The organism is Komagataeibacter melomenusus (assembly GCF_013155395.1).
In the GTDB taxonomy this organism is placed as follows: Bacteria; Pseudomonadota; Alphaproteobacteria; order Acetobacterales; family Acetobacteraceae; genus Komagataeibacter; species Komagataeibacter melomenusus.
Genome location: NZ_JABJWC010000032.1, coordinates 1 through 26,489 on the forward strand (window position 1 = coordinate 1; position 26,489 = coordinate 26,489).

Sequence of the window (26,489 nt, forward strand, 5' to 3'; positions counted from 1 at the left end):
GCGCCTGCCCCCGCCCCCGCCCCGGCCAAGAAGGCTGCCGCCGCCAATTCCGACGTTGAGGTCGAACCCGGCAGCATCAGCAGCGAAACCATGAACGAGCTGGGCCATATCCGCGATGTCGCGTTAAAGCAGGGCCAGAACTTCATGGCGCTGTTCGCCGACCTGGCCTTTGTGGGGCGGTGGGTTCACGCCATCCTGTCCAATACGGATTCGCGCCAGATCCTGCTTGATGCGATGGGGCGCGCGGGCATCATCTTCATCCTTGCCCTCGTGGCCGAGCGTGGCCTGTCCATTGCCCTGCGCAAGCCCCTGGCCAGCGTGACCGCGCGCGCGGTGGCGACCGAGCAGCGCCTGAACCAGCGCCTCGCGCGCGAGGACGCGGCCGATGCGGACCAGCCCAGCCCGCCGCCTGCCACCGCCGCCGATGCCCAGGCCGAGCAGCAGACCGAGCAGACCCGCGAACAGGATGACCGCAAGCAGCATGAAACGCTGCGCATCATCACGCGCATCCCCTATTCGCTGCTGCATTTCCTCATCAAGCTGCTGCCGGTCGTCCTTTTCTTCGGGCTGGGCTATGGGGCCTCCGCCCTGTTCGCCACCACGCACCAGGCGGCGATGGTCACCATCACGCTCACCAACGCCTATGTCATCGCGCGCGTGATCTACCTGCTGCTCGAGACCGTGTTCGTGCCGCACTCGCCCACCATCCGCCTGTGCAGCGCATCCGATGCGACAGCGCGCATGGTCACGCGGTGGTGGAACTTCCTGGTGGCGGCCCCTTCCATCGTGGTCTGCCTGTCAACGCTTGGCGGCGTGTTCCACATGCCCGCCCGCGGCACCGAGGCCATCATCCGCGCCGTGGTGCTGATCGAGCACATGCTGATCGCCATCTTCATCTGGCGCATCCGCCACCATGTGGGGGCGGCACTCCAGCCCTCGGGCCGCCTGCGCGAGAAGCCGTTCTGGATGTTCGTGGGCAAAATGGTCCGCTTCTGGTGGATTCCGGCCATGTTCTTCGACTTCGCGCTGTGGCTGGTCTGGGCCACCCAGATCCAGGGCGGGTATGCGTGGATCCTGCGCACGCTGTCGCTGACCATCGTGGTCATACTGGGCGCGCGGCTGCTGTCGGTGCTGGCCTTCAGCGTGCAGAACAAGATCTTCCACGTGCCCGAGGCGACCGAGAAGCGCTATCCCGGCCTGCAGGCCCGCGTGGACTACTACTACCCCATGGCGCGGCGCACACTGTCGGTGCTGCTGGTGTTCTTCACGGTCGTGCTGCTGTTGCAGTCGTGGGGGCTGCCGGCCATCCGCTTCTTCGTGCATGGCTCGCTGGGCACCAAGATCGTGGGCGCGATGCTGACGATCATGATCGCCTACACCATCGCCATCGTGGTGTGGGAGGTGGCCAACGCCACCCTGCAGAACCAGATCACCCGCTTCGAGACATCGGACCAGGCCTCACGCGCGACACGGCTGCGCACGGTGCTGCCCATCATCCGCACGGTGCTGCTCACCTTCATCATCATCATCGTCACCGTGACCACGCTGTCGCAGATCGGCATCAACGTCGCCCCGCTGCTCACGGGTGCGGGCATCATGGGTGCGGCCATCGCGTTCGGTTCGCAGAGCCTGGTGAAGGACTTCATCACCGGCTTCTTCATGCTGGTTGAAAACGCCATGCAGGTGGGCGACTGGGTGACGGCAGGCGCCGTGTCGGGCACGGTGGAGCACCTGTCCATCCGCACGCTGCGGCTGCGCGCGGTCAATGGCGACCTGCACATCATTCCGTTCTCCTCGGTCACCTCGATTGCCAATACCTCGCGCGACTACAACCTCGTGGTGGTCAGCTTCATGCTCGACCTGTCGGAAGACCCGCACCGGGTGGCCGCCATCCTGCAGGATGAACTGGCGATCCTGCGCAAGGACCATGTGTATGGCCCGCTCATCAAGTCGGACTTCTCCTTCCTCGGGCTGGAGCAGGCTGATGGCAATGGCTCCAAGTTCCTTGGCTCCATCCGCACGGCACCGGGCTCGAAGTGGAAGGTCTACCGCGAGTATTACAGCCGCCTGAGCGCGCGCATGGTCAAGGAACAGGTCAAGTTCCCGGTCCCGACCTCGCTCAACCTGCTGGCCAATGGTCCCGCCGGCACGCTGCAGATGAACCTGGAGGAAAACTTCCCCAAGGCCACCCTCGAAAAGCCCGCGCAGCCTGAAGCCAGCGATGGCGCAACCGATGCCCCCAGGGCCGAAAGCTCCAGGGGCGGGGATTCAAAGGGCGAAGCCTCCGGCACGTCCCCCGGCACGTCACAGGGAAATGACCCCACCCATGGCTGAAGATACGGCGGGCGTACTGGCCCATCTCGAGGCCCCCCTGCGCGCGGATGGCTTTGTCTTCGTGCCCGCGGGGGCCATGCGTGCCCTGCTGGGCCAGCAGGCCGTGGCGGACTGGGCCAGCTTTGCCGCAAGCTGGAACCGGCTGGGGCTGGACCGCTACATGGCCGATGGCGGGCGCTACCGCCGCCGCCGCCATGCCACCTTCGCCATCAGCGCCGGGGGCATAAGGCGCAAGAAGCACCAGCCCCATTACCAGAGCCGCGACTATAACGAACTCAATGGCGGCATCGAGCGCTGGTTCCGCGCCATCGAGCCCGAGATGGGCAGCCATCCCGCGCTACTGGCCATTTTACGGCTCATGCACCGCATCGTGACTGACCTGAGCGACCCCGCAAGCCAGCCCGACGTATGGCATACCGAGGTGCACCAGTTCCGCATCGAGGCGCTGGAGAACAGCCCCGGCCAGCCCACGCCCGAGGGGCTGCACCGCGATGGCGTGGACTGGGTGATGGTGATCATGGTGCGGCGCGAGAACGTCATGTCGGGCGAGACCTCCATCCATGACCTGCAACGCACCCTGCTGGGCGGTTTCATGCTCGACCAGCCGCTTGATACGGCGGTGGTCAATGACAACCGCGTCTATCATGGCGTCACCGCGGTGCGCCCGCTCGACCCCGGCCGCCCGGCCTACCGTGATGTTCTGGTCGTGACATTCCGCCATCAATGAAGCAGGCCGGGGCGGGGCAGGCAGGCCCGTGGCGGCGCTTTGCCCTGCTGGCCGCGCTGGTGATGGGGGTGACGGGAGGCGGGCTCTACCTGTTCATCGTAACCGTTGACCCATGGAACATCCTGCCCTTCTCGCCCCGGCTGGACCGCATACCCGTCACCTCCAACACCCGCTACACCATGCCCGCGCTGGCGCGCGAGGCACGGTTTGACTCCGCCATCATCGGCACCTCGACCAGCCGCCTCATGCAGCCTGCGGTGCTGGGGCGGGGGCTGGGCGCGCATTTTCTCAACATGGCCATGAACAGCGCCAGCCCGTGGGAGCAGTCGCGCGAACTCGACGCCTTTTTGCGCGCGCATCCGGCCCCGCGCATCATCATGATCGGCATCGATGCCGCCTGGTGCCACCCGCGCCCCGGCAGCCTGAGCGGCCCCAACCGCCCCTGGCCGGAATGGATGTACGGCCACCCCGCATGGATGGGCTATCTGCACATGGCCAGCCTGTATGCCCTGCAGGAAGCCGCCAATGAATTCCTGTGGCTGGCAGGCCGCAAGGCCCAGCGCTTTGGCAGTGATGGCTATACAAGCTTCGTGCCGCCCGACAGCCGGTACGACCCCGCCCGCGTGCAGGCCATTTTCAGCCGCTGGGCGCCGCCCGACAACACCCCTGCCCCGCCCGGCATGGCCGAAACCCCGCCACCGGGCATGGACCTGCTGGCCGATATGCTGGCACGCATGCCTGCCACCACGCTGCGGGTGGTGTGGTTTCCGCCCGCCTCGGGCTTCCTGCACGGCACGCCCGGCAGCGTGGCCGATGCCCGGCTCAGGGCCTGCCGCCTGGGCGTGAACCAGGTCACCGCCCCCCGGCATGACACGCTCGTGCTCGACTTCAACCATGACACCGCCCTGACCGCAGACCGGGATAATTTCTGGGATCCGCTGCATTACCGCCTGCCCGTGGCGCTGCGCATCATGGCCGACATCACCGCCGCCATCACGACCGGCCATGTGGACGACCCGGCGGTGGACATGCCCCATGCCCCGACGCCGCCCTGAGGGCGGATGCGCCAAAGCCATGCGCTGCCATCGCGGAGCCTTCACGGCAGCGGGGCTTGTGCCGGGCGGGTCATCTGGTATGGAAAACAGAACACCGTGAGAGACCCGCCACCTGCCTGCCAGCAAACAGGCGGATGACGAGAACCGGGATCGTTTTGTGCATGCCGCCCCGCAACCGGGTGGGCGAGGTTGCGGCACTGAGGTTGGAGAGGCTGGTGAAAACGTCCGTCAATGGTGCGCCGCAATGGCATCTGCAGCCCGAGGCGAACCGGACCCTTGTCACATTGTCCGGGGACTGGATTGCACAGCAGGGCCATCTCCCCGACTTTCCTGAGTCCGGGTTCAGGGATGTGCCACACGGCGAACCGGTTGAATTCAGCACCGACCAGCTTGGCAAATGGGATACCTCGCTGATCAGCTTCCTGTGGGAACTCAAGCGCACCGCCCGGGAAGACAACGTGCAGCTGCGCATCGACACCCTGCCGGAATCCGCGCGCAAGCTGCTTGACCTGCTGCCCGAGATCCCGCCCACGCCCGCGCCGCCACCGCCGCATAAATTCCAGCCCGTCACCGCCGTGGGCCAGCTCACGCTCGATACGCTCAACGAGGTCGGCTGCGTGAGCGAAATGGGGGCCGCCGCCGCCAAGGGCGGGTTTGCCGCCCTGGTGGGGCGCGGCATGATGCGCACCGTCGATCTCATGTCCGACCTGAGTGCGGCGGGGCCTGCGGCGCTGCTGATCGTGGGCGTGGTCAACTTCCTTGTCGGCGCGATCCTGGCCTTCGTGGGGTCGGTGGAACTGCACAAATTCGCAGCCGACATCTATGTGGCGAGCCTCGTGGCCATTGCCATGGTGCGCGAGATGTCAGCGGTGATGACGGCCATCATCATGGCGGGCCGCACGGGTGGCGCCTATGCCGCGCGCATCTCCACCATGCAGGCCAATGAGGAAATCGACGCGCTGCAGGTGTTCGGCATTCCGGTCTCGAGCTACCTGATCCTGCCCTCGGTGCTGGCGCTGGCCTTCACCATGCCGCTGCTTTACCTGTATGGCTGCCTGATTGGCATGCTTGGGGGCTTCTTCGTCTCCTACATCATGCTCGATGTCTCGCCGCTGGGCTATTTCCATGAAACCCTGCAGGCGCTGCCGCTTGACCAGTTTACCTTCGGCTTCATCAAGAGCTTCGTGTTCGGCACCTTCATCGGGCTGACAAGCTGCCGCATCGGCCTCAAGGCGGGGCGGAGTGCGGCCGATGTGGGCATCGCGGCCACCAAGGCCGTGGTGGTGGGCATTGTGGGCGTGATCGCGCTGGATGCGGTGTTCGCGGTTATCGCCAATGTTATCGGGATCTGATCGCCATGAATAACCAGATGCCCTCGACCGATGACCGCCCCGTCATGATCGACGTCAACGACGTGACGCTGGCCTTCGGCCCGCGCGTGATCCAGCATGATGTCTCCTTCCAGGTCCGGCGCGGCAGCATCTTTGCCGTGATGGGTGGCTCGGGCTGCGGCAAGAGCACGCTGCTCAAGAGCATGATCGGCCTGCTGCGCCCCACGCATGGCACCTACATGGTGCAGAAGGACAATTACTGGTCCGGCGATGATGAGAGCCGCGTGCGCATCGGGCGGCGCTTTGGCGTGCTGTTCCAGAGCGGGGCGCTGTGGAGTTCGATGACCGTGGGCGAGAACGTGGCGCTGCCCATGCAGATGTTCACCAAGCTGGAACCACATGTGATCCGCCAGCTGGTCGAACTCAAGCTGGGGCTCGTGGGCATGCTGCATGCCATTGACCAGTACCCATCCGAGCTTAGCGGCGGCATGCGCAAGCGCGCGGGGCTGGCGCGCGCCATGTCGCTGGACCCCGATATCCTGTTCTTCGATGAACCTTCCGCCGGTCTCGACCCCATTACCTCGGCCCGGCTTGATGAACTGATCCTGAACCTGCGCGACGGGCTGGGGGCTACGATCATCATCGTCAGCCACGAACTCTCGAGCCTGTTCCATATTGCCGATGACGGCATCTTCCTTGATGCCGACCAGAAAACCGCCATCGCCCATGGCTCGCCCACCTGGCTGCGCGACCACTGCACCGACCCCACGGTGCACGCCTTCATGCACCGTGAGCAGCTGGACAGTTCCAGCTCCCATGGAAACGGGTAAGGCCGATGCCCGGCAGGCAGACACTGATCGGCGCGGTCGTGCTCGGGGTGGCGGCCGTGGGGCTTGGCATGCTGTGGCTCAAGGGCGACCTGCCCCTGCCCGGTCGCAGCAGCGAGGCCGTGGTGGTGTTTGAAAGCCCCACGAACGGGCTGGATATCGGCTCGCCGGTCAACTTCCGTGGGGTGCCGGTGGGTGCTGTCGAGCGGATCACGGTCAAGGTGGACCCGGTCGACCACCACACCTACATGCCGGTCTATATCCTGTTCGACCCGGACCATGCGCCAGGACGGGGCGACCTGCCGCCGCTGCCGCAACTCGTGGCCAACGGGCTGCGGGCCGACATGACGCTGCACAGCCTGGTGACGGGCCAGACCGAACTCGACCTTGACCTTGACCCCGAAACGCCGGTGCGCCTGCACCCCGACCTGACCGACCTGCCCGAAATACCGATGGGCCAGACCGCGCTGCAGCAGCTTGAAGCGATGATGGTTTCCACCTCCATGGCGGGGCTGCGCCATGACCTGGCCACCGCGCTGGCCAGCGTGCACAAGCTCGTGGCCGACGTGAACACCACCATGCCGGGCATGATGGCCAGCATTCATGACACATCGGCGCGCAGCGAGATGGCGGTGCGCCAGATCCGCGCCACCGTGGTCGAGGCGGAAAACCGGGCCAGCGTGACCATAAACAAGCTGGACCAGCTGATTGCCACCAACACCCGCCAGTTCGAAGGCCGCCGTGCCGAACTGCTCGCGCTCATTGCCAACACAAGGCAAACCATGGCGCAATCGCGTGAAACCCTTGCCGGGCTGCGCGCACTGCTCAACCCGCAGTCCCGTGACATGCTCAACCTGAATGATACGATGCGAGACGTAATGGAAGCCGGCTACGGGCTGCGCGGATTCGCCAATGAAGTCGAAAGTAATCCGCAACTTCTGCTGATGGGACGCAATCAATGAAAACGCGCCAGCCCGCCCTCTCCCTTTCGCGCCTGTATCCGGCCCTGCGGGCGGGTGGTGGCCTGCTGCTGTCAGCCATGGTGCTGTCGGCCTGTTCCTCGGCACCCGTGCGCTTTTACACGCTGGGCGCGCCTGCCATCGCCACGGGTGCGGAAACTGCCTCGACCACCCCCATTACCGAGAGCACGCCGGTCATCGAGGTCGAGCGGACCCGCCTGCCCGACTATCTGGACAGTCAGGACATCATGGTGCGCAACGGCCATGAGATCGAGCGCAGCGGGCTGGGCCGCTGGGCCAGCCGCCTTTCCGTAGGCGCCACCGACCTGATTACCGCGCGGCTTGCACAGAAATGGCCGAACCTGTTCGTAACCGACCAGCCCCAGCCCGACCGCCCCACCTGGCGGCTGCAGCTCAATATCAGCCGCCTTGATGTGAGCCGCGACGGTACCTCCGCGCTGAATGCGGACTGGGCCATCATTCCGCAGGATTCGCGCCAGCCCATCCAGCGCAACCGCACCATCATTCTGGGCAGCGGGGCGACTGGCAGCAATGACAACATTGCCAAGGTGACCGAGGGCCTGCTGAACCAGCTCAGCGACCGCATCGAGGCAAGCTGGCCCACGATGGCAGCGCAACCTGCCGCCAGCACTGGCCATCATGGGCGGAACTGAAGCCTGTTTTGGGTAAAGCCGCCTTTTTTTGAAAAAAAAGGCGGCACCCCAAAACCTTTACCTGTTTTCATCCGGTTCACCATGGATCGTTTTCAGGCGTCCATCCCCTTTCTATTCTGGCGATCAGAGCCGCATCATTCACGATAATCTTCAGCGGTAAATTTCGCTGCTCATCAGTTATATTTTCAACAGACCACTCTTTTTTCCCATCCCACAGACGCCATGCCCGCACTTTTCCGGTGCCGGGATCGGTACGCCATAACGAAAGACGGGTATTTGCCTGACCTTTTCATCAAGTGGCACGTCCACATCTGTGAACGACCCCGCGCCTGTCAGCCGCGCCCAATGGAAAACATATGAAGGATACAGGGGACCTGACCACCGCAGTCACATCCTGCTGCCCTGCATCGGGGTAAAATCCGGAAAAGACCCTGATGATGTATGAAAATCGTGGAATGTTTTTTACATACTGAAAATAGGCCCTGCCCTTATCTGTATTGATATAAAAAACATCCCCGACTTTTACCATTTCCATCCGCCCGTTTTTACATTGACTGAAATACAGGTTGCAGGATCAAAAACGGCCTGAAAAGACCCGGCAATCATCAGTAAAGTGTCTGGTGAAGCCGTTTTCAGGCAGATGCGGCTTTAGCCACAGGCAGGAAGACGGCGCGGAACCTTGCGCGGACATACGCATTGGGTTTGCAATAGTTTGTCCTTGCGGGAGTATGCCCTTCATGCCGTGTCTCCGTCATTTTCTGCGCGCCTTCGTGCTGCCTGTCGCGCTCATGGGGCTGGCGGGTATGAATGCGGCATGGGCGGAAGGCGGCCCGGTGATCCTGGCGCAGCATCCGGGCACCGAACTCGACCGGCAGGCCCGCCTGCTGGTCTCGCCCGACCTGCATGATGCCGCCATGCAGAATGAACGCCCGGTGCTGCTGACCGGCTCGGGCCGCCTGTCGGATGACCCGCCGCGCACGGCGCTGTTCGTGCAGTTGCAATCGGCCAGCCTGTGCGGCTCGGCGGGGTGTTCCACCTCCGTTTACCTGCCGGACGGGCGTAAATGGATACAGGTTCTGGATTCCGTCAGCGGCCCGATCACCATCACGCCCGAGATGCATGAAGGCATGCATGACCTGCTGGTCGATGGCACGGATCGGTGGATCTGGAACGGCACAACCTATACCGACACGCAGGCCACTGGCGAACCCGCCCCAAGCCGATAACAAAGACAAAAGTTTTTGGTAAAGCTTTTTTCAAAAGCTTTGAAAGACGCCGCCTTTTTGAAAAAAGGCGGCACCCCAAAACTTTTATTATTTTAAGTTATTGTTGAATTCACCATGGATCGTTTTCAGGGGTCCATCCACTTTCTATTTTGTCGATCAGAGCGATATCGTTCACGATTATTTTCATCGGTAATTTTCTCTGTTCGTCAGTAATATTTTCAACAGGCCACTCTTTTTCTCCATCCCAGAAACACCACACCGGCACTTTTTTGGTTCTGAAGTCCGGTATTCCGTAGCGAAATACCGGCATTTCCCTGGCTTTTTCATCAAGCGGCACATAGCCACATTTATGAATGACCTTGCGCCTGTCCGCCGCGTACACTGGAAAAAATATGATGAAGGCAACAGGCGATTTCACGATTTCCGTCACATCCTGCTCGCCTTCATCAGGGTAAAAGCCGGAAAACACCCTGATCATGTATGAAAACCTTGGGATCTTCCTGATATATTGCAGGTAAGCCCTGCCCTTCTTTGTATTGATGTAGAAAACATCCCCTATTTTTACCATTTATCAATACCTGCCTGAATGCCCGCCATCGTGTTAAACATGAGCACGATATTACCAATAAGGCGACAGACAATGTCAGCACGCAATGACAGTTTCCGTGAACGCGTGGAAAACTGGTTTTATCAGCACATCGTCTGGAACATTCCCCTGTGGATAAGCGACCCGAAACGCTATTACGTGCAACGGCACACCATAAAACGCTTCCCCCCCGGCACCATTATTGAGGACTGCCGTTACAGGCCGGCCATTATTCTTGAAAACGATCAGGGTGACCTGACATGCTGGGATATGTGCGAAGGGGGCCTGAGTGACTGCGCCCTGTTTCACTGCGGCATTGAAAAACTCAGGCCAGACTATGCTTATGACCTGGTCCGGAAATGGCGGGCGGGCGAGATTACAAGGGAAACCCTTTACCCCGATTACACCAGCCAGCACCCCGGCCGCTATGCCGATGGCATGCACCGGGACTGACCAACAATTTCAAAGGGAAGCTGGAGCGGGTGAAGGGAATCGAACCCTCGTATGCAGCTTGGGAAGCTGCCGTTCTACCATTGAACTACACCCGCAGGCCCGCCCTCTATACTGCACAAGCATGGCAGATGCAATCACCCCTTTACAGGGTCAGGCCAGCAGTTGACGCACCCGGCCCTGATCCGCAATAAGCATGCATGCCCGGGCAAGGTTGCGCCCGGACCCTCGTGATTTGATACGGCCGGCTTGCGGCGAGGTAAAACATACGCGCTAAAGAGGCCTGATCCCGCCGGTGACAGGGCGCGGGCATCATGGTTTCCACGGTCGTGCACCGCCTTTCGGGCCAGGCTGCCGGGCATCAGCCGGTACTGGCCTGCCTTGACACCACCCTGTTTGCAGGAACTGCCACCCACCATGACTGACCAGCCCGACCCCAAATCCTTCCGCCCCGCAACCCGCCTGATCAATGCGGGCCTCGAGCGCACGCCCTATGGCGAGACCAGCGAGGCGATGTTCCTGACCTCCGGCTTTGTGTATGACAGCGCCGAGCAGGCCGAAGGCACCTTTACCGGCGATGTCTCGCACTACCAGTACACCCGCTTTGGCAACCCCACGGTGGCCAATCTCGAGCGCCGCCTGTGCGACCTTGAGGGCGCTGAAGCCTGTGCCCTGACCTCCACCGGCATGGGGGCCGTGTCCTCCGCGCTGCTGGCCCAGGTGCGCGCGGGCGACCGCGTGGTGGCCTCGCGCGCGCTGTTCGGCTCATGCCACTGGATCGTCTCCGAACTGCTGCCGCGCTACGGCGTGGAGACGGTGTTCGTCGATGGCGGCGACATGGCGGCGTGGAAGGAAGCACTGGGCAAGCCCACCCGCGCCGTGCTGCTCGAAAGCCCGTCGAACCCGATGCTCGACGTGCTCGACATCCGCATGATCTGCGACCTTGCCCACAAGGCGGGGGCGACCGTGGTGGTTGATAACGTGTTCGCCACCCCGCTGTACCAGAAGCCGCTCGAACTCGGGGCCGACGTGGTGGTGTATTCATGCACCAAGCACATCGATGGCCAGGGCCGCGTGCTCGGTGGCGCCGTGCTGGGCACGGAAAAATGGATCAACGAGGTGCTGCGCCCTTTCCAGCGCAATACCGGCAACAGCCTCTCGCCGTTCAATGCCTGGGTCATGCTCAAAAGCATCGAGACCCTGGCCCTGCGCGTGAACGCCATGACGCAGAACGCGGCCAAAGTGGCCGACTTCCTGGCCGAGGCCCCCGGCATTGCCCGCGTGTTCTACCCCGGCCGCAAGGACCACCCGCAATACGAACTGGCCAAAAAGCAGATGGCGGCAGGCTCCACGCTGGTGGCGTTCGAGGTCGAGGGCGGCAAGGCGGGAGCATTCGCCTTCATGAACGCGCTGCGGCTGATCTCGATTTCCAACAACCTGGGCGATGCCCGTTCGCTGGTCACGCATCCGGCCACGACCACCCACATGAAGCTGGCCCCTGAAGAGCGCGCCCGCCTTGGCATTACCGATGGCGCGATCCGCTTCTCGGTCGGGCTGGAAGATGCCGATGACCTGATTGACGACCTCAGGCGCGGCCTTGCGGCGCTGGCCAGCCGGTAAGAGCAGGAGCGCCACCACCATGAGCAAGAACCGGCCTTTCCTTCCCCCCGGCGGGGAAGGTGCTGATGCCGCACTGGGCGAGACACTGGACAATACGCCATGTTTCGAGGCGACGACCGGCAAGATGCGCGTGGTGGTCCAGACCTTCTGGCTCGATGACCAGTCCGAACCCGATGAGCACCGCTATGTGTGGGCTTACCGGGTGCGGATCGAGAACCATGGCGACACGGCGGTGCAACTCCTGCGCCGTAGCTGGCGCATCGTGGACGGGCAGGGCCGGATCGAACGGGTGGAGGGCGAAGGTGTCGTGGGCGAGCAGCCCCTGATCGACGCCGCCGCCAGTTTTGAATACATGTCAGGCGCCGCCCTTGAAACGCCAACCGGCTTCATGGGCGGGCAGTATCATATGCTCCGCCCGGCCAGCCGGGAGCACTTCGATATCAGCATCCCGGTCTTCAGCCTCGACAGCCCGCACCACTCGACCATCCTGCATTAAGTTTTTCCTTCCGTGGCCTGTCCCTGCCGGGCGGCCCCTGCAACAAGAACCCACAGAGCATGACCCCCATCGATTCCCGCCCCACCCGCACGGAAGCAGAAGAGGCCGTACGCACCCTGCTGCGCTGGGCGGGCGAAGACCCCGACCGCGAAGGCCTGCGCGACACGCCCGCCCGCGTCATCAAATCCTATGGCGAGTTCTTCGCGGGCTATGCCGAAGACCCGGTGGACATGCTGCGCCGCACCTTCTCCGAGGTGGATGATTATGACGAGATGGTGCTGCTGCGCGATATCCGCGTGGAGAGCCATTGCGAGCACCACATGGTGCCCATCATCGGCGTGGCACACGTGGCCTATCTGCCGCGCAAGCGGGTGGTGGGCATTTCCAAGCTGGCCCGCGTGGTCGATGCCTATGCCCGGCGCTTCCAGATCCAGGAACGCCTGACCGCGCAGATCGCCAACACCATCAACGAGGAACTCCAGCCCTATGGCGTGGGCGTGGTGATCGAGGCGGCGCACCAGTGCATGACCACGCGCGGCGTGCACCGGCCTGGCGTGTCGATGGTGACAAGCCGCATGCTCGGCACGTTCCGCACCAACTCCGACACGCGGCGGGAGTTCCTGTCCATTCTCAACCGCCCGGCCATGAGCAGCGCGGGAATCTGATTTTAGCCAAGCGTAACCTTCGCCCCCAGCACGGCAATGAACTGCGCCAGCCACGCCGGGTGCGCGGGCCATGCGGGTGCCGTGACCAGCATGCCATCGGTCACTGCCGCATCAATCGCGATATCGGCATAAACGCCGCCTGCCAGTTCCACATCGGGGCGGCAGGCGGGATAGGCGGAAACCCGCCTGCCTGAAATGACACGGGCCGCCGCCAGAAGCTGGGCTGCATGGCAGATCGCGGCCAGCGGGCGATCGGCAAAGGCCCGGACGAGTGCGATCACCCGCGCATCGAGTCGCAGATATTCCGGCGCGCGCCCGCCGGGCAGGATCAGGCCCGCATAGTCGGCGTGGCTGACCGCATCAAAGTCGGCATTGAGCACGAAGCGGTGGCCCGGCTTCTCGCTATAGGTCTGCGCGCCCTCGAAATCATGGATGGCGGTCAGCACGTAGTCGCCCTTTTTCCTGCCGGGGCAGACCGTATCAACCCCGTAGCCGAGCATGGTCAGGGCCTGATAGGGCACCATGATCTCGTAATCTTCAACATAGTCGCCTGCCAGCAACAGCAGCTTTTTCGTGTCCGTCATGCCTGTTCTCCCCAGACCGCCTGTACGCGATGCCGCCTTTGACTGAACGAAGATGGCACCGGAAACCTTTGTCCTTTTCCCCGCGTTCTGCGCATCAGTCATCATGTCCGGGCGGCAGGTGCTCGCGCAGGCGGGGCATGAGTTCAACAAAATTGCAGGGCACATGACGGCTATCGAGTTGCCAGACCAGAATGTCATCCCACCCGTCCTTCACCGCGCCGGTCGATCCGGGCAGGGCGAACAGGTAGGTCCCCCCCGCAACGCCTGCAAGCGCGCGCGACTGGATGGTGGAGGTGCCGATCTTCTGGTACGACAGCATGCGGAACAGTTCGCCAAACCCTTCGATCCGCTTCTCGATCACCCGCTCAAAGGCTTCCGGCGTCACGTCACGGCCGGTTACACCCGTGCCCCCGGTGGAAATGACCACATCGACCTGCGGGTCGGCAATCCAGCCCGACAGCATGGCGGCAAGCTGGCCCGCATCATCTGGCACGATGGCGCGTGCGGCGACTTCATGGCCCGCCGCGGTAATGCGCGCGGCCAGTATATCGCCCGACCTGTCCGTTTCCGGCGTGCGGGTGTCGGATACCGTGAGCACGGCGATGCGAACGGGCAGGAAGGGTTTTTTCATATCAAGGCGTGACATGGGGCCATGTTCACCATTCCCGCGGGGTTGCGTCAACGGTAGGGCGGGTGGGGTACGGTATCATGGGTGCGGGCGGGGCAAATGAGTAATATGTGAGAACAAACACGAAATTCTGATGTATTTGTGCATTGCACAAAAAAACACCTTCAGGAATAGTAACATTTTACATAAATCTATTGATATAACAAAAAAAATATCTTTACCAATATTTTGCAAAATATTAGTTTTTACACAATTCCCCTGCCAAGGTTTATATTCGGCATGAAATATGCTACCGATATGCGAATGACCCGAAGATTTATCCGCTCTTTTGCGCTGTTCCCCCTGTTTCTTCTTGCCTTTTTCACCTGTGGCGAAGGCGCGCGGGCACAGGCCCTTCCGGGGGAAGGCCAGGGCGTGGTTGGCGCGCAGCCCAGCCTCAACATCAACTCCCGCCGTAATGTTACGGTGCAGGATCCGGGGCTGTTTTACAGCGCGCCCTACGGCAACCAGCACTTTTTTGGCGACTGGGCGGGGATCCAGCCCTTCCTGCAGAAGCACGGCGTGCATATCGAAGCCGACGTGCATGAGGAACTGGCAGGCAACTTCCATGGTGGCGCGCAAAAAGGCGTGACCGATGCGGGCCAGGTCGGCGTGGAAATCGATATCGACTGGCACAAGCTGGCAGGCGCGCCCAAGAATTTCTGGACCCATACCATGATCGTCAACGGTCATGGCCGGAACGAAAGTACGGACAACATCCACGATTCGCTTGGTGGCGTGCAGCAGATCTACGGTGCGCGTGGCAACGTGGTCGCCCACCTTGTGTACATGTATGCCGAGCAGTCGCTGTTCCATAACCGGCTCGATATCAGCGCAGGCTGGATTCCGGTGGGCAGCTTCTTTGCCGCCTCCCCCCTGTTCTGTGACTTCATGAACGTGTCGATCTGCGGCAATCCCGCACCGGGCAAATACGTGCCGGGCGGGCGCGACTGGCCTTCGGGCAACCTTGGCGTGGTGATGCGCGTCATGCCCACGGTCGATACCTATATCATGGCCTCGATGTTTGCCGTATCCCCGCATTCCTATAACGGTGGCATCTCGGGCTGGGCCTGGGCGCAGAGCGGGCTGGGCAAGTTCTCCACCCCGGTGGAATTCGGCTGGCTGCCCGAATTTGGCCCGCACCACCTCGCCGGTCACTACAAGGCGGGTTATGGCTATGACAACTCGCAGTACAATGACCTGTATTCCGACATCAACGGCAACTCCGCCGTGCTGACCGGCCGCCCCTTCCGCAAGCAATCCGGTGTCAGCACGGCCTGGTTCCAGGCCGACCAGATGTTCATCCGCAACGGCAAGGGCCCGACCAACGGCCTGATCGCGCTATCGGGCTTCATGTATACATCGGGCAAGGTCTCGGCGATGAAATACCACGCCTGGGCCGGCATGGTGGAAACGGGCGCCGCATGGGGCCGCCCGCTCGATACGGTGGGGGCGATGTTCCATTACTTCGAGATGAGCCGCGCCTCGGTGCTGCAGCAGGAATCCTCGGTGCTGGCAGGCACGCCTTACCTGACCAACCAGTGGGGCAAGGCCTGGGGCATCCAGACGCATGAGGATGTGTATGAAGTCTTCTACAACATCCACACCGCGCGCGGCATGAGCTTCCAGCCGGATTTCCAGTATATCAACCGCCCCGGCGGCACCACCACCTACCATGATGCGGCGGTAATGGGCCTGCAGTTCAACTGCATTCTCTAACCCGCCCTTCATCAACACGCGCCCAGGCGGTATGGGAGAGGGATCATGACCGATCCCGCCTCCCTTTACCGGCTGGCCCACGCGGCGCTGGCCCAGTACCCGCTGCGTGACGCGCGCGCCAGCCTGCTTTCCATTTCAGAAAACGTCGTCTTTCGCATCGACACGCCATCCGGCGCGCGCCATGTGCTGCGCCTGCACCGGCCCGGCTATCATACCGCCGCCGAGATTGGCAGCGAACTGGCCTGGCTTGATGCCCTGCGCGAAACCGGGCTGGACGTGCCGCAGCCCCAGCCCGGCCTTGATGGCGGGCGCATCCGCACCGTGCATGGCGCCGATGGCGTGCCCCGCCATGCCGTGCTGTTTGGCTGGATGGAAGGCACCGAGCCCACCACCGACATCGACCCCGCAGCCTTTGCCCGGCTGGGCCGCGTGACAGCCCGCCTGCATGCCCACAGCCGTCACTGGCAGCGCCCGCCCGGCTTCACCCGCAAGGTCTGGACCCCCGCCACCATGACCGGCCCCGATGCCCTGTGGGGCCGGTGGCAGAACGCGCCCGGCATGACCGATACGGCCCGCGACCTGATTGCAGGCTGCCTGCGCACGGTTGCAGGGCAACTGGCGGATTATGGCACCGGGCCTGCGCAATTCGGGCTGATCCACGCCGACCTGCGGCTGGCCAACCTGCTGGTCAGCGGCACACGAACCCGCCTCATCGATTTTGATGACTGCGGCATCAGCTGGTTCATGCACGATCTGGCGGCAGCACTGAGTTTTTATGAAGACCACCCGCAGGCCCCATCCTGGGTTGACCACTGGCTGGCAGGCTATGGCGCCACGGGTGACCTGACGCAGGCTGACCTTGATATCCTGCCCGCCCTCGTCATCCAGCGCCGCATCCAGCTCCTGGCCTGGACCGGCACCCATGCCCAGACAAGACAGGTGCAGAGCCTGGGCCGGGACTGGTCCGCGCGCACGGTCGCACTGTGCCGCGCATGGGAAAACGGGCAGTTCCTGCGCCATATCGGCTGAAGGCGCGGGCAAGCCACCCTGTTTTTTTTGCGCCAGGGGGCAAAATTTAGATAATTTTTTAATTCATGTGGGCCGATAAAGCGCCCAGATTACTTTCCGGAAAGGTTCGGGAGGAATGTCGCCCTGGTCCTGAGTTCCATATGATAAACTAAATGTGAACGATAAAATGAGCTTTCTGGACCAGTATGTCTTTTATGCCTCAATTCTGACATGTATGAACATTAGGTAATGTGTCGTTCGGTTAACGATCCGACTCACCGGAGCTTGTCCTGTCCTTGGCACATAACGGAAAAACAGCAATGACCCCTGCAGTTGACACGATCGCCCCGTCTGCCGCGGCTTCATCCATCGCAGCCGGTGCCGTTCCGTTAATTACGGATGAAATTCCGACCCGCTCCCAGACCACGCGGATGATCCATGCCCGTCACCGCCGCGCGCTGCTCGATTATGCCCGCACGCTTGATACCGCAGCCGACCCGTCCTGATCCTTCGCCTACCTGAAGCCGAATCGCTTACGGCAACCACGACAAAAATCAAACTTTGTCATTTTTTACAATTCAGGGTTGCCCGAAGGGCCAGTGCCTCCACCGCATGGCGGGTGGGAGTCGTCAATTGCTCCGGCAGGGAATCCAGCGCAAACCAGCGCGGCCCCTCATGCCTGTCCGGCTCCATCAGCCGTGGCGTGCCCTGCCAGGACGTGACCAGATAAACCGGGGAAACCCAGAAATGCCCCGCCGTGGTGTCGTGTTCCTCCACCAGGCATAAAAATTCGGGGGCCTTTACGTTCAGCCCCACTTCCTCCGCAATTTCGCGCGCCATCGCCTGGCAGGTCGTCTCAAGCGCCTCCACCTTGCCACCGGGCAGGCCCCAGCACCCCGCCTGCGGCTGGCGCAGGCGCCTGAGCAGCAGGATGCGCCCTTCCCCATCGATAATGGCAGCGCCACACCCCACGCGCGGGCCGGTCTGTCCGGTCATATCGGGCATCCTTTCATGGTTGAGGCCCGCCCCATACAGCAAGGGGGCGCCCGAAGGCACCCCCCGCCCTTGCAGCCATAAGGCGTAAACGCCTCAGCGCGCGGCAGGCGGCCGGGCGTTGGCAGTCGCAACGCGCCGCCCCCACGAGATCAGGTCGCTCGTGCAGTCATCACGGTCGATCTGGCATTCGATCAGGGTCGGGCCTTCCTTGTTGGCCAGGGCTGCGGCAATCGCCTTTTCCATCTCCGCACCCGTGGTGGCGCGGAAGCCCAGCCCGTGGCCGTCCTCGGCGTTGAACACCTTCATCAGCCCGGCATAATCCCAGTTCTTGATGTTGTTGTACGGACCATCATGAATCTGGACTTCGATGGTGTAGCCCCGGTTATTGACCAGGAAGATGATGACCGGCAGCCTGAGCCGCACCATCTGGGCCACTTCCTGCGCGGTCAGCTGGAAGGAGCCATCGCCGATCATGGCAATGATCCGCCGCTCGGGCGCGGCCACGGCATAACCGAAGGTGGCAGGCACGGACCAGCCGATATGGCCCCACTGCATCTCCAGTTCCACCCGCGCGCCACGCGGCAGCTTCATCTGCATGGCGTTGAACCACGAATCGCCCGTCTCGGCGATGACCGAGGTGTTCGATGTCAGCAACGCCTGGATCTGGCGCGCCATCTCGGCGCGCACCAGCGGGGCATCGGGGGCTGCCGGGGCCACGGCAGCCACGGGGGTTTTGATGCGGTTGTATTCAACCAGCGTCGCATCCTTTTTGGGCTGGCCCTTGAGGCGGGCAATCAGCGCATCGATCACGTCGCGCAGGTGTACGCCATCATATGTCGTGCCCGCCGCCTCGATATGCCGCGCCTCCATCAGCGCCACGTTGTCGCCCCTGGGCCACGCGGTCCAGCCAACGGTGGAGTAATCATTGAATACCGGGGTCAGGCACAGCACGCCATCCGCCCAGTCAAAGATCTGCTGCGCGCCGGGGCTGCTCACATCGCCCCAGTAGGTGCCGGCATAGGCCGGGTGATCCTCGGGAAAGAAGCTCTTGGCCGCCGCCATGCTCACCACGGCGCAGCCCAGCGCATCGGCCAGGCGGATGGCCGCTTCCTCGCAGCCTGCGGCGCGCAGGCGGCTGCCAACCAGAATGATGGGCTTCTTGCGCGCATCGAGGAAACGGGCCAGCGCGTCAACCGCGACCTCCAGCGTGGCGGGGTCGGAGGGTACATCGGCCAGGATGGCACTGACCGGGCCGGGGCGCGAACAGGGCTGGGCCGAGACGTTGCACGCAATCTCGATATAGGCAGGCTTCTTCTCGCGCAGCGCCGTGCGGATGGCGTGGTCGATCTGCACCGGCGCGTGCTCGGCGGCGGTGATGGACACGGCGGCACAGGTCAGGCGCTTTGCAATTTCAAGCTGGTAGCCATAATCCGGCGTGCCGGTGGTGTGGTGCAGGATGTGCCCGCTGCCGTGGTCGTTTGAATTGGGCGCGCCCGAGATCAGGATGACCGGCAGGTTCTCGGCATAGGCGCCGCCAATGGCGTTGAGTGCTGAAAGCGCGCCCACGCTGAAGGTGACAACCGCAGCGCCCGCCCCGTTGGCGCGGGCATAGCCCTCGGCGCTGAAGCCGCAGTTCAGTTCATTGCAGCAATAGACCTGGCGCAGGCCCTCGATTTCAAGAAGCTGGTCGAGCAGGACGAGATTGTAGTCACCCGCCACCGCGAAATGGTCCTTGAGCCCGATCTGCGCCAGGCGTTCACCAAGGTAATGGCCAACTGTATATGTCATTATGACGAATTTCCTTCCCTTGCGTGGCAGGCGCGGCAGGCCGCGCCCCTCCCCCGGCAGGGGGAGAACCCACATGAATGGCCCGCAGCCGGGCCATCATGCCAAAAGCACGGCAAGGCTTTCGTGCCTTATCCTACGCTTTCGGCAACCCAGTTCCGGCGCTTGGTCGCCTGACCAATGCCGGGATTGAAACAGTTGCACGGGTCAAGCTGGCGGTAATGGGCCAGCACGTCCTCGGGTGCCTGGTAGAGATGACCGAAATTATGTTCCGCCGGGTAGCGCGCGCCGCGCCTGTCCAGGCCGGGCAGCATGCGGTGCTCGAGCGCGACACAGTCATAACCCTTACGCACCACGTAATCCTGATGCATCACGTGGCACAGGAAATGGCCGTAGTACAGCTTGACGATGATCTCGTCCTCGATGTCCTTGGGCAGCACCTCGAACCACGCGCGGTCATTGCGGCGCAGCGCCACGTCAAGGGCCACGATATTCTCGGTCGTGTCGGTATGGACATTGCGGTACCGCACGGCGGCACCGGCGGCGGCAAAGCGGTGCAGGAAGGCCTTGGCCCCTTCATCGGGCGTGCATTCAAAGAATTCGCCCTCATGCGTGGCGAAATGGCTCTTGAGGAAGTCACGCGCCTCCTGCGCGCCCGAGGCGCTGACCTTGAGCATGAGGTGATGCTCGAAGCGGTCGCGATAGTCACGCATGCGCGCGGGCAGGTGCTGCGGAAAGAAGTGGCTCATGAACTGCATGAACCGGTCGCTGAAATGCTTGGGCAGGAAGCCGATCCTGTCCGCGATGCGGTCGAACGCATTTTTCATGGCGAACATGGCGGGCAGGCGGCTGGTGCCGATCATGCGGATGATGACGAAGGTGTCCTTGCCGTATTTCTCGGCAATGTTGAACGCATCGCGGTGCAGGTATTCGCCCGCGATCGGCAGTTCCTTGAATTCCGACAGGATATGGCGGCGCACATCTTCAAGCACATCGGTCTGGTTGGTGCCCATGTAGAAGACGACCGGGTCCTTTTCCGCCTCGAACGTGTCAAGCCGCACGGCAAACAGGCCAAGCTTGCCCGCGCAGCCTGCGCCTTCGTGCAGGCGCTGCAGGTCGGCGTTGAAGCGGGCCGGCGTATCGGCGTTCACATCGCGCACATGGGTGGCGTAGCCATCATCATGCCCGCGGCCTGCGTGCCAGTTGATGCTGGCATCGGGGAAGTTGCCTTCCTCCGCGCGCCTGAGGATGTCCTCGGGGTCGGCGCCAAGCTCGATGCCGAGATGGTTGACAAGCTGCAGTTCGCCCTGCGGCGAGACCTGGGCAAACAGCGCCATGTCGGTATAGGCCGGGCCGCGCCGCACCAGCGCGCCGCCCGAGTTGTTGCTGACCCCGCCAAACACCGAGGCCCCGATGCACGATGAGCCAATGACCGAATGCGGCTCGCGCCCGATGGGCTTGAGCATGGTCTCGAGCTGGTCGAGCGTGGCACCGGGCAGGCACACCACCTGCTTGCCGCCGCCAATGAGGTGGATCGTGCGCATGCGCATGCTGTGCACGATCACGATATCGCGGTCATAGGTATTGCCATCGGGCGTGGAGCCGCCGGTCAGCCCGGTATTGGCCGCCTGCATGATCACGATCACGCCCGCCTTCACGCAGGCCTGCAGCACGCGCCACTGCTCCACCAGCGAGCCGGGCATGACAACCGCAAGGGCACGCCCCTCGCCAAAGCGGAACCCCCGCCGGTAGGGCAGGGTCGCGCCTTCCTCGGTCAGTACATGGTGGTTGCCCACGATCTGCTGGAGTTCCGTAACCAGTTGCGCGCCCGTTGTGGATGCCATGTCCTGTGCCGCTTTCAGCATTTTTACTTTCCCTCGATGCCATTTCCTCACGCCCGCGTGCCTGTTCCGGCCTGGGGGCATTCGTGAAATGATGTTTTGTAGTCTGGCATGTTCCGCATCGGGCGACGTGCGCATAAAATGCTGAGGTCGCATGCCCAAACAGAACGGCCCGCCCGCCGGTCAGGGCGTGGCGGGCCGGTTTTACAGTACGCCGGGCCGGGTCTTACGCTGCGGCCGAGGTCTCGCCAAGGGTTGCCAGCGGCTTCATGAGCAGGTGGTTCTGCGAGTAATCCACCGGCACCGAGATCACCACCGGGCCTTCAATGTCCATGGCCTCGCGCAGCGCACCAGCCACGCCATCGGCGGAATGGACGGCAATGCCGTGGGCACCGCAGGAGCGGGCGAACATGGCAAAGTCGATCGGCCCGAAATCCACGCCCGAGCCACGACCGTACTTCTTCTTCTCCTGCATCTCGACCATGTTGTAGGCCTGATCGACCCAGACCATGTGGATGAGGTTGCACTTCAGCCGTACCGCCGTTTCCAGCTCCATGCACGACATCATGAACCCGCCATCGCCCGAAATCGAGATGACCTTCTGCCCCGGGTTGACCAGGCTTGCGGCAATGCCCCACGGCAGGCCCACGCCCATGGTCTGCTGTCCGTTGCTGATCAGCATCTGGCGCGCGCGGAAGGACAGCAGGTAGCGCGCCAGCCAGATGTGGAAGGTGCCCATGTCGAGGCACATCGTCACGTCCGGGGTCACGAACTGCTCAAGCTCGCGCACGATCTGCAGCGGGTGAACGGCGGTGTTCGAGGTGCTGCGCGCGCCCGACAGGGCGGCAAGGCGGGTGGCATGGTACTGGTTCAGGATCTCTTCAAGCTGCGGCGCGCGCGCAAGCTTGCCTGCCTGGGTCGCCAGCGCCTTGACCGAAGCCGCGATGTCACCAACCAGTTCCACCGCCGGGTCGTAATGCGTGTCAAGCTCGGCGGCCACCACATCGACATGCACGATCTTGCGGCCGTTATCGACATTCCACAGCCACGGGTCATATTCGATCGGGTTGTAGCCGATCGAGATCACGAGGTCGGCCTCATGCAGCAACTGGTCGCCCGGCTGGTTGCGGAACAGACCCACGCGGCCACCAAAGCGGCCCGACAGTTCCTGCGACACCGCACCGGCGGCCTGATAGGTGCCAATGACCGGCACGCCCGTGGTCGCCACCAGCGCGCGCACCGCATCGGACACGTCGGGGCGGCTGGCCAGCAGGCCGAGCAGGATGACCGGACGCTTCGCCTTGCGGATCAGGCCCAGCGCCTCGTTGATGGCCTCGGCCGGGGCCGCGCCATTTTTGGGCAGCTCACGCCCGGCCAGCACCTTGCCTTCCGCCGGCATGGACAGGATATCCATCGGCGTGCTGACGAAGGCGGCACCCGGGCGGCCGCTCTCGGCAAAGCGCAGCGCGTTGGCAATGGATTCGGACACCGCGGCAGGCGACGTGATTTCCGCGCTGTATTTGGTGATCGGCTGGAACAGGGCCACCGTGTCCATGCTCTGGTGGGTCAGCTTCAGGCGGTCGGCCAGCTTCACCGCGCCACCAATGGCCAGCACCGGGTCGCCTTCTGAGTTGGCGGTGGCGAGGCCGGTCACGAAATTCGAGGCGCCGGGGCCGGAAGTGGCGATGGCCACACCGGCCTTGCCGGTCAGGCGGCCGATGCCACCGGCAATGAAGGCGGCATTCTGCTCATGGCGGGTCACCACCGTCTCGATCGGGCTGTCGACGAGCGCATCGAACAGGCGGTCCACCTTCGCACCCGGAATGCCGAATACGTGGGTCGTGCCGTGCGCCACGAGGTTGCGCACGATCATGTCCGCCCCGCACTCAGGCGCGGCCGATTGGGTCTTGTCAGTCATTGTTTCAGCGATCCTGAAAGATTATTGCCGCAGCCTTGGCTGCCGGGCAGGGTAGTGACGGGAGGGGCAAGCCCCTCAACCGCCCTCGGCCACGCGAATGGCCTCGTGAATGTTCTCGGGTGAAAGATTGGCCTTCGCGAACTGCTCGGTGCGGGGCAACTGGATCTCGACATCGGAGATGATGCCCACTTCAAGCTTGCCCTTGAGCACGGCGTAATCGGTCAGGTGGCCGCCACGGCGGCTGTCTTCGGTCAGGAAGTGCAGGTGATAGCCCGCCACGTTGACACCCTGCATGTAGCCCGGCGTGCGGAAGCCGAGCATGGTGCCCGTGGCGGCGCCAAGCTGCATGGTGGGCTGGCGCGCCACGACCTCGAGCATGGGCGGGTAGGGCTGGCACTGGCAGAACACGGTGCGCGTCTCGACACGCTCGAACAGGCCGGTAAAGCGCACGGCGGCAAACAGGTTGGGGTTGTTGACCAGCCGGTCGACAATCGCCTCGAAGCCTTCCTTGTCCTGCGCGGTGTCGATCATGTACTCCTTCTCCGGGTTGAAGAAGGTGACGCAGGCGAACGGGGTCTTGAGGTCGCCCGGCACGCGACCGGCCTGGCCATCGGCGCGGAACTGGTGGATGACGCTGTCATTGACGATCATCTCGCCATCGAGCGCGTTGAACGTGCCGAGGCCGAAATTGCCGTGCAGCAGCAGTTCGTCAAGCGTGGTTTCCCCATCATAGACGGCATCGAGCAGTGCGGCCATGGTGGAGGTCTGGTACAGGCGGTTCATGCGCGGACGCACGCCCGTCGCGTCAACGGCGCTGGAGCGGGTATCGATATCGCCTACCGAGTAGCATTTCAGCTTCAAGACCTGGGTCTCCTGCAACGGGGCGGCGGCGCAGCGGCACGGCCTGCTTCCCGATCATGTGTAGATGGCACGATGATGGTGCGGCAGGCTGGTCAGTACGTCCAATATATATTCAAGGCTATTTCCATATATAAAAAATATGGATTGGCATGACTGTAGGGCCGCTACACGGGGCTTGCCGCTTGCCCTGCCCGCGCCCCGCCTGCATTGTGAGCGCCACATGAACAGGCAGGATGACCCGATGATGAAACCCCTCCACATGGCGCTCGCAGCCTTAAGCCTGACCGGCGTGATCGCGGGCGCTGGCGTGGCGCGCGCCGACCAGCCCGACCCCAGGCCCCCCTATGGCCCCGGCGCCTATACGGGCGACTGGACGGCGCTTGGCCTCCAGCCCGTCACCATCACCGCCAACAAGGCGGTGGGACCGGCGGCCCGGCTTTACCTGAAGCTGCCGGATTCGCTGGGCAAGATCACGGGGCTGACGGGCCGCACCATCGAACTGAAGGTGCAGGACGAGACCTCGCTGCGTTCGGTCAATGATGACCCGCGCACCGTCTTCCGCCTGACCTCGCCCAATGCCGCCGATCTGCAGATGCAGGGCGCCAAGCCGGGCCAGAAGCTGGACCTGCCGCTCAGCCGCGCCGACTGATCCATAAAAAAACCCCCGTGCCCGGAATGCCGGGCACGGGGGCGGGAACGGGGCGGGCCGTGCGTCGTCAGTCCTGCGCGCTGGTCAGCAGGCCGCGCAGGCGCGAGCGCAGTTCGTTCTCGCGCGGGATGCTGATCGCCTCGCGCAGGCGCAGCATCTGGCGGCGGGCGGCATAAAGCTGGTCGAGCAGCGAGAGCACCACCGGCATTCCCTCGTCATTGATGCCCATGTCATCGCGCAGTTCCAGGATCAGCCGGGCCCGCGCCTCGTCGATCTCACGAAACAGGTAATGCCCCGGCGCGCCCTCGGGTCGCAGCCAGTCGCTATCGATCCATGCCTGCACGTCGCGCTCGGGCACGTTGCCAATGCGCAGGCACAGGGTCTCGATCGTAATCATGCCTTCTTGCCCTCCGCAGGCTCCGGCTTCTCGCCCGCCGTGTTGTTGCGCAGGAATTCCTCCAGCGCCGGATCAACCTTGCCCAGCGTCACCACCAGCTTGACATACAGGTTGCCCGCCTCGGTCTTGCCATGCGCCTTGACCCCGCGCCCGCGCAGGCGCAGCACGCTGCCACTGTCGGAATGGGCCGGCACGTTCATCTTCACCGCCCCCGCAGGCGTGGGAATGGTGATGCTGCCGCCAAGCACCGCCGTTTTCAGGTCCACCGGCAGCGACATGCGGATGTCGTTGCCATCACGCGTATAGGTGCTGTCGGGCGCGACCGTGATGGTGATCAGCGCATCGCCCGCAGGGCCACCCTGCTGCCCCGGATCACCCTTGCCGCGCAGGCGCATGACCTGCCCATCGGTAATGCCGGGCGGAATCTTCACGTCAAGCTGCGTGCTGCCGGGCAGCGTGATCCGCTCCGTGCCGCCATTGACGGAATCAAGGAAGCTCACGGTCAGCGCATACTGCCGGTCCGCCCCCTTCATCGGCCCCTGCGGCCTGCGGCGGAAGCCGCCCCCACCACCGCCGAACATGCCGAAGATGTCGCCCAGATCCTCTTCCGAGAACTGGCCGCCACCGTAATGGAAGCCCTGCGGCCCCTCGGCATGGTCACGGTAGCCGCCGCCACCGCCAAAGCCGAAGCCTTTTTCCTGCCCGGTTTCATCGATCTCGCCCCGGTCGTAGCGCGCGCGCTGCGCCTCATCGGACAGCAGGGCGTTGGCGGCGCCCACGGCCTTGAAATGCTCCTCGGCCACCTTGTCGCCGGGGTTGAGATCGGGGTGGTACTTCTTGGCCAGCTTGCGGTAGGCCTTGCGGATATCATCCTGGCTGGCCGAGCGCGTCAGGCCGAGTACTTCGTATGGATCCTTGCTCACTTAAAAATCATCCCTCCGTCAGGAATGGGCCAGCCCGGCCATGCGCCACGCCCCTGCCCCCTGAACACCATTCAATACAGCCTTGCGGCCCTTCATGCTTCAATAATGGGAAGTGGGGGAGGCAGGGTCAATGAAGGGTGGGGAAATCTTCGATCCGTGCATGGCTGGCAGAAGAAAATAACACAACAGGA

At 63.2% G+C, this 26,489-nt stretch carries 26 protein-coding genes, 1 tRNA gene and 1 riboswitch; of the genes, 16 read left to right on the forward strand and 11 right to left on the reverse strand.

Annotation, left to right across the window (positions count from 1 at the left end; genetic code table 11):
* The 8 genes from HNW77_RS12045 to HNW77_RS12080 form a co-directional block, all read left to right on the forward strand.
* On the forward strand, positions 1-2,334 hold a 2,334-nt coding region (locus HNW77_RS12045; RefSeq protein WP_172157927.1), incomplete at its 5' end, for a mechanosensitive ion channel domain-containing protein.
* The gene (locus HNW77_RS12050; protein ID WP_172157928.1) at positions 2,327-3,061 is read left to right on the forward strand and encodes a 2OG-Fe dioxygenase family protein; all 735 of its coding nucleotides are present in this window, start codon (positions 2,327-2,329) and stop codon (positions 3,059-3,061) included. The genes HNW77_RS12045 and HNW77_RS12050, both read left to right, overlap by 8 nt.
* A complete protein-coding gene (locus HNW77_RS12055; protein ID WP_172157930.1) occupies positions 3,058-4,116 on the forward strand; it encodes a hypothetical protein in 1,059 nt (352 codons plus the stop codon). Before HNW77_RS12050 ends, HNW77_RS12055 begins: the two co-directional genes overlap by 4 nt.
* Positions 4,117-4,277: 161 nt before the next feature.
* The gene (locus HNW77_RS12060) at positions 4,278-5,468 is read left to right on the forward strand and encodes an ABC transporter permease (RefSeq protein WP_187353251.1); all 1,191 of its coding nucleotides are present in this window, start codon (positions 4,278-4,280) and stop codon (positions 5,466-5,468) included.
* Positions 5,469-5,473: 5 nt separating this feature from the next.
* A complete protein-coding gene (locus HNW77_RS12065) occupies positions 5,474-6,277 on the forward strand; it encodes an ABC transporter ATP-binding protein (RefSeq protein ID WP_172157931.1) in 804 nt (267 codons plus the stop codon).
* A 5-nt stretch (positions 6,278-6,282) separates the two neighbouring features.
* Positions 6,283-7,236 (forward strand): MlaD family protein, encoded by a 954-nt coding sequence (locus HNW77_RS12070; RefSeq protein WP_172157933.1) that lies wholly within the window; start codon positions 6,283-6,285, stop codon positions 7,234-7,236.
* Positions 7,233-7,907: a PqiC family protein gene (locus HNW77_RS12075; protein WP_172157935.1), complete on the forward strand. Its 675-nt coding sequence runs from the start codon at positions 7,233-7,235 to the stop codon at positions 7,905-7,907. Before HNW77_RS12070 ends, HNW77_RS12075 begins: the two co-directional genes overlap by 4 nt.
* A 737-nt stretch (positions 7,908-8,644) precedes the next feature.
* A complete protein-coding gene (locus tag HNW77_RS12080; RefSeq protein WP_241694445.1) occupies positions 8,645-9,133 on the forward strand; it encodes a hypothetical protein in 489 nt (162 codons plus the stop codon).
* A 109-nt stretch (positions 9,134-9,242) separates the two neighbouring features.
* Here the strand turns inward: HNW77_RS12080 and HNW77_RS12085 are convergent, their stop codons facing one another.
* The gene (locus HNW77_RS12085; protein WP_172157937.1) at positions 9,243-9,611 is read right to left on the reverse strand and encodes a hypothetical protein; all 369 of its coding nucleotides are present in this window, start codon (positions 9,609-9,611) and stop codon (positions 9,243-9,245) included.
* A gap of 162 nt (positions 9,612-9,773) precedes the next feature.
* On the opposite strand from HNW77_RS12085, the gene HNW77_RS12090 reads away from it, so the two are divergent.
* A complete protein-coding gene (locus HNW77_RS12090; RefSeq protein ID WP_172157938.1) occupies positions 9,774-10,172 on the forward strand; it encodes a hypothetical protein in 399 nt (132 codons plus the stop codon).
* Between the two features lie 21 nt (positions 10,173-10,193).
* On the opposite strand, the gene HNW77_RS12095 is transcribed toward HNW77_RS12090, so the two are convergent.
* Positions 10,194-10,267 (reverse strand) — tRNA-Gly (locus tag HNW77_RS12095).
* 119 nt (positions 10,268-10,386) lie between these two features.
* Positions 10,387-10,467, forward strand: a riboswitch (SAM riboswitch).
* Positions 10,468-10,586: 119 nt separating this feature from the next.
* Between HNW77_RS12095 and metZ the strand changes: the two genes are divergently transcribed.
* From metZ to folE, 3 genes are all read left to right on the forward strand, one after another.
* On the forward strand, positions 10,587-11,789 hold the full coding sequence (gene metZ / locus HNW77_RS12100) for an O-succinylhomoserine sulfhydrylase (RefSeq protein WP_172157940.1): 1,203 nt from the start codon (positions 10,587-10,589) through the stop codon (positions 11,787-11,789).
* An 85-nt stretch (positions 11,790-11,874) separates the two neighbouring features.
* On the forward strand, positions 11,875-12,285 hold the full coding sequence (apaG, locus tag HNW77_RS12105; protein WP_241694449.1) for a Co2+/Mg2+ efflux protein ApaG: 411 nt from the start codon (positions 11,875-11,877) through the stop codon (positions 12,283-12,285).
* Positions 12,286-12,344: 59 nt separating this feature from the next.
* Entirely contained in the window at positions 12,345-12,950 is a 606-nt protein-coding gene (gene folE, locus HNW77_RS12110) for a GTP cyclohydrolase I FolE (protein ID WP_159261917.1), read from the forward strand.
* A gap of 2 nt (positions 12,951-12,952) precedes the next feature.
* Here folE and HNW77_RS12115 read toward each other — a convergent pair whose 3' ends face one another.
* Positions 12,953-13,534: a DJ-1/PfpI family protein gene (locus HNW77_RS12115; protein WP_172157943.1), complete on the reverse strand. Its 582-nt coding sequence runs from the start codon at positions 13,532-13,534 to the stop codon at positions 12,953-12,955.
* 94 nt (positions 13,535-13,628) lie between these two features.
* Entirely contained in the window at positions 13,629-14,180 is a 552-nt protein-coding gene (gene moaB / locus HNW77_RS12120) for a molybdenum cofactor biosynthesis protein B (RefSeq protein WP_172157945.1), read from the reverse strand.
* A 261-nt stretch (positions 14,181-14,441) separates the two neighbouring features.
* On the opposite strand from moaB, the gene HNW77_RS12125 reads away from it, so the two are divergent.
* From HNW77_RS12125 to HNW77_RS12135, 3 genes are all read left to right on the forward strand, one after another.
* Complete coding sequence (locus HNW77_RS12125; protein WP_172157946.1) at positions 14,442-15,920, forward strand: carbohydrate porin; 1,479 nt, start codon at positions 14,442-14,444, stop codon at positions 15,918-15,920.
* Between the two features lie 45 nt (positions 15,921-15,965).
* Positions 15,966-16,949, forward strand: a complete 984-nt coding sequence (locus HNW77_RS12130) for a phosphotransferase enzyme family protein (protein WP_172157948.1) — start codon at positions 15,966-15,968, stop codon at positions 16,947-16,949.
* A 299-nt stretch (positions 16,950-17,248) separates the two neighbouring features.
* Positions 17,249-17,434: a hypothetical protein gene (locus tag HNW77_RS12135; protein ID WP_172157949.1), complete on the forward strand. Its 186-nt coding sequence runs from the start codon at positions 17,249-17,251 to the stop codon at positions 17,432-17,434.
* A gap of 58 nt (positions 17,435-17,492) precedes the next feature.
* Here the strand turns inward: HNW77_RS12135 and HNW77_RS12140 are convergent, their stop codons facing one another.
* The 5 genes from HNW77_RS12140 to budA all read right to left on the reverse strand — a co-directional run bounded on the left by HNW77_RS12140 (position 17,493) and on the right by budA (position 24,347).
* A complete protein-coding gene (locus tag HNW77_RS12140; protein WP_172157950.1) occupies positions 17,493-17,924 on the reverse strand; it encodes an NUDIX domain-containing protein in 432 nt (143 codons plus the stop codon).
* Positions 17,925-18,017: 93 nt separating this feature from the next.
* A complete protein-coding gene (locus tag HNW77_RS12145; protein WP_172157952.1) occupies positions 18,018-19,712 on the reverse strand; it encodes an alpha-keto acid decarboxylase family protein in 1,695 nt (564 codons plus the stop codon).
* A 128-nt stretch (positions 19,713-19,840) separates the two neighbouring features.
* The gene (gene dld / locus HNW77_RS12150) at positions 19,841-21,574 is read right to left on the reverse strand and encodes a D-lactate dehydrogenase (protein WP_172157953.1); all 1,734 of its coding nucleotides are present in this window, start codon (positions 21,572-21,574) and stop codon (positions 19,841-19,843) included.
* Between the two features lie 202 nt (positions 21,575-21,776).
* Positions 21,777-23,468 (reverse strand): acetolactate synthase AlsS, encoded by a 1,692-nt coding sequence (gene alsS / locus HNW77_RS12155; protein WP_172157955.1) that lies wholly within the window; start codon positions 23,466-23,468, stop codon positions 21,777-21,779.
* Between the two features lie 75 nt (positions 23,469-23,543).
* Positions 23,544-24,347: an acetolactate decarboxylase gene (gene budA / locus HNW77_RS12160; protein ID WP_408886829.1), complete on the reverse strand. Its 804-nt coding sequence runs from the start codon at positions 24,345-24,347 to the stop codon at positions 23,544-23,546.
* Between the two features lie 223 nt (positions 24,348-24,570).
* Here budA and HNW77_RS12165 point away from each other — a divergent pair, with 223 nt between their 5' ends.
* Positions 24,571-24,978, forward strand: coding sequence for a hypothetical protein (locus tag HNW77_RS12165; RefSeq protein ID WP_241694446.1), 408 nt, complete (start codon positions 24,571-24,573; stop codon positions 24,976-24,978).
* 67 nt (positions 24,979-25,045) lie between these two features.
* On the opposite strand, the gene HNW77_RS12170 is transcribed toward HNW77_RS12165, so the two are convergent.
* Both HNW77_RS12170 and HNW77_RS12175 read right to left on the reverse strand, forming a co-directional pair.
* Complete coding sequence (locus HNW77_RS12170) at positions 25,046-25,375, reverse strand: chaperone modulator CbpM (protein ID WP_172157958.1); 330 nt, start codon at positions 25,373-25,375, stop codon at positions 25,046-25,048.
* Complete coding sequence (locus tag HNW77_RS12175) at positions 25,372-26,298, reverse strand: DnaJ C-terminal domain-containing protein (protein ID WP_172157960.1); 927 nt, start codon at positions 26,296-26,298, stop codon at positions 25,372-25,374. Before HNW77_RS12175 ends, HNW77_RS12170 begins: the two co-directional genes overlap by 4 nt.
* Positions 26,299-26,489: the final 191 nt, after the last annotated feature.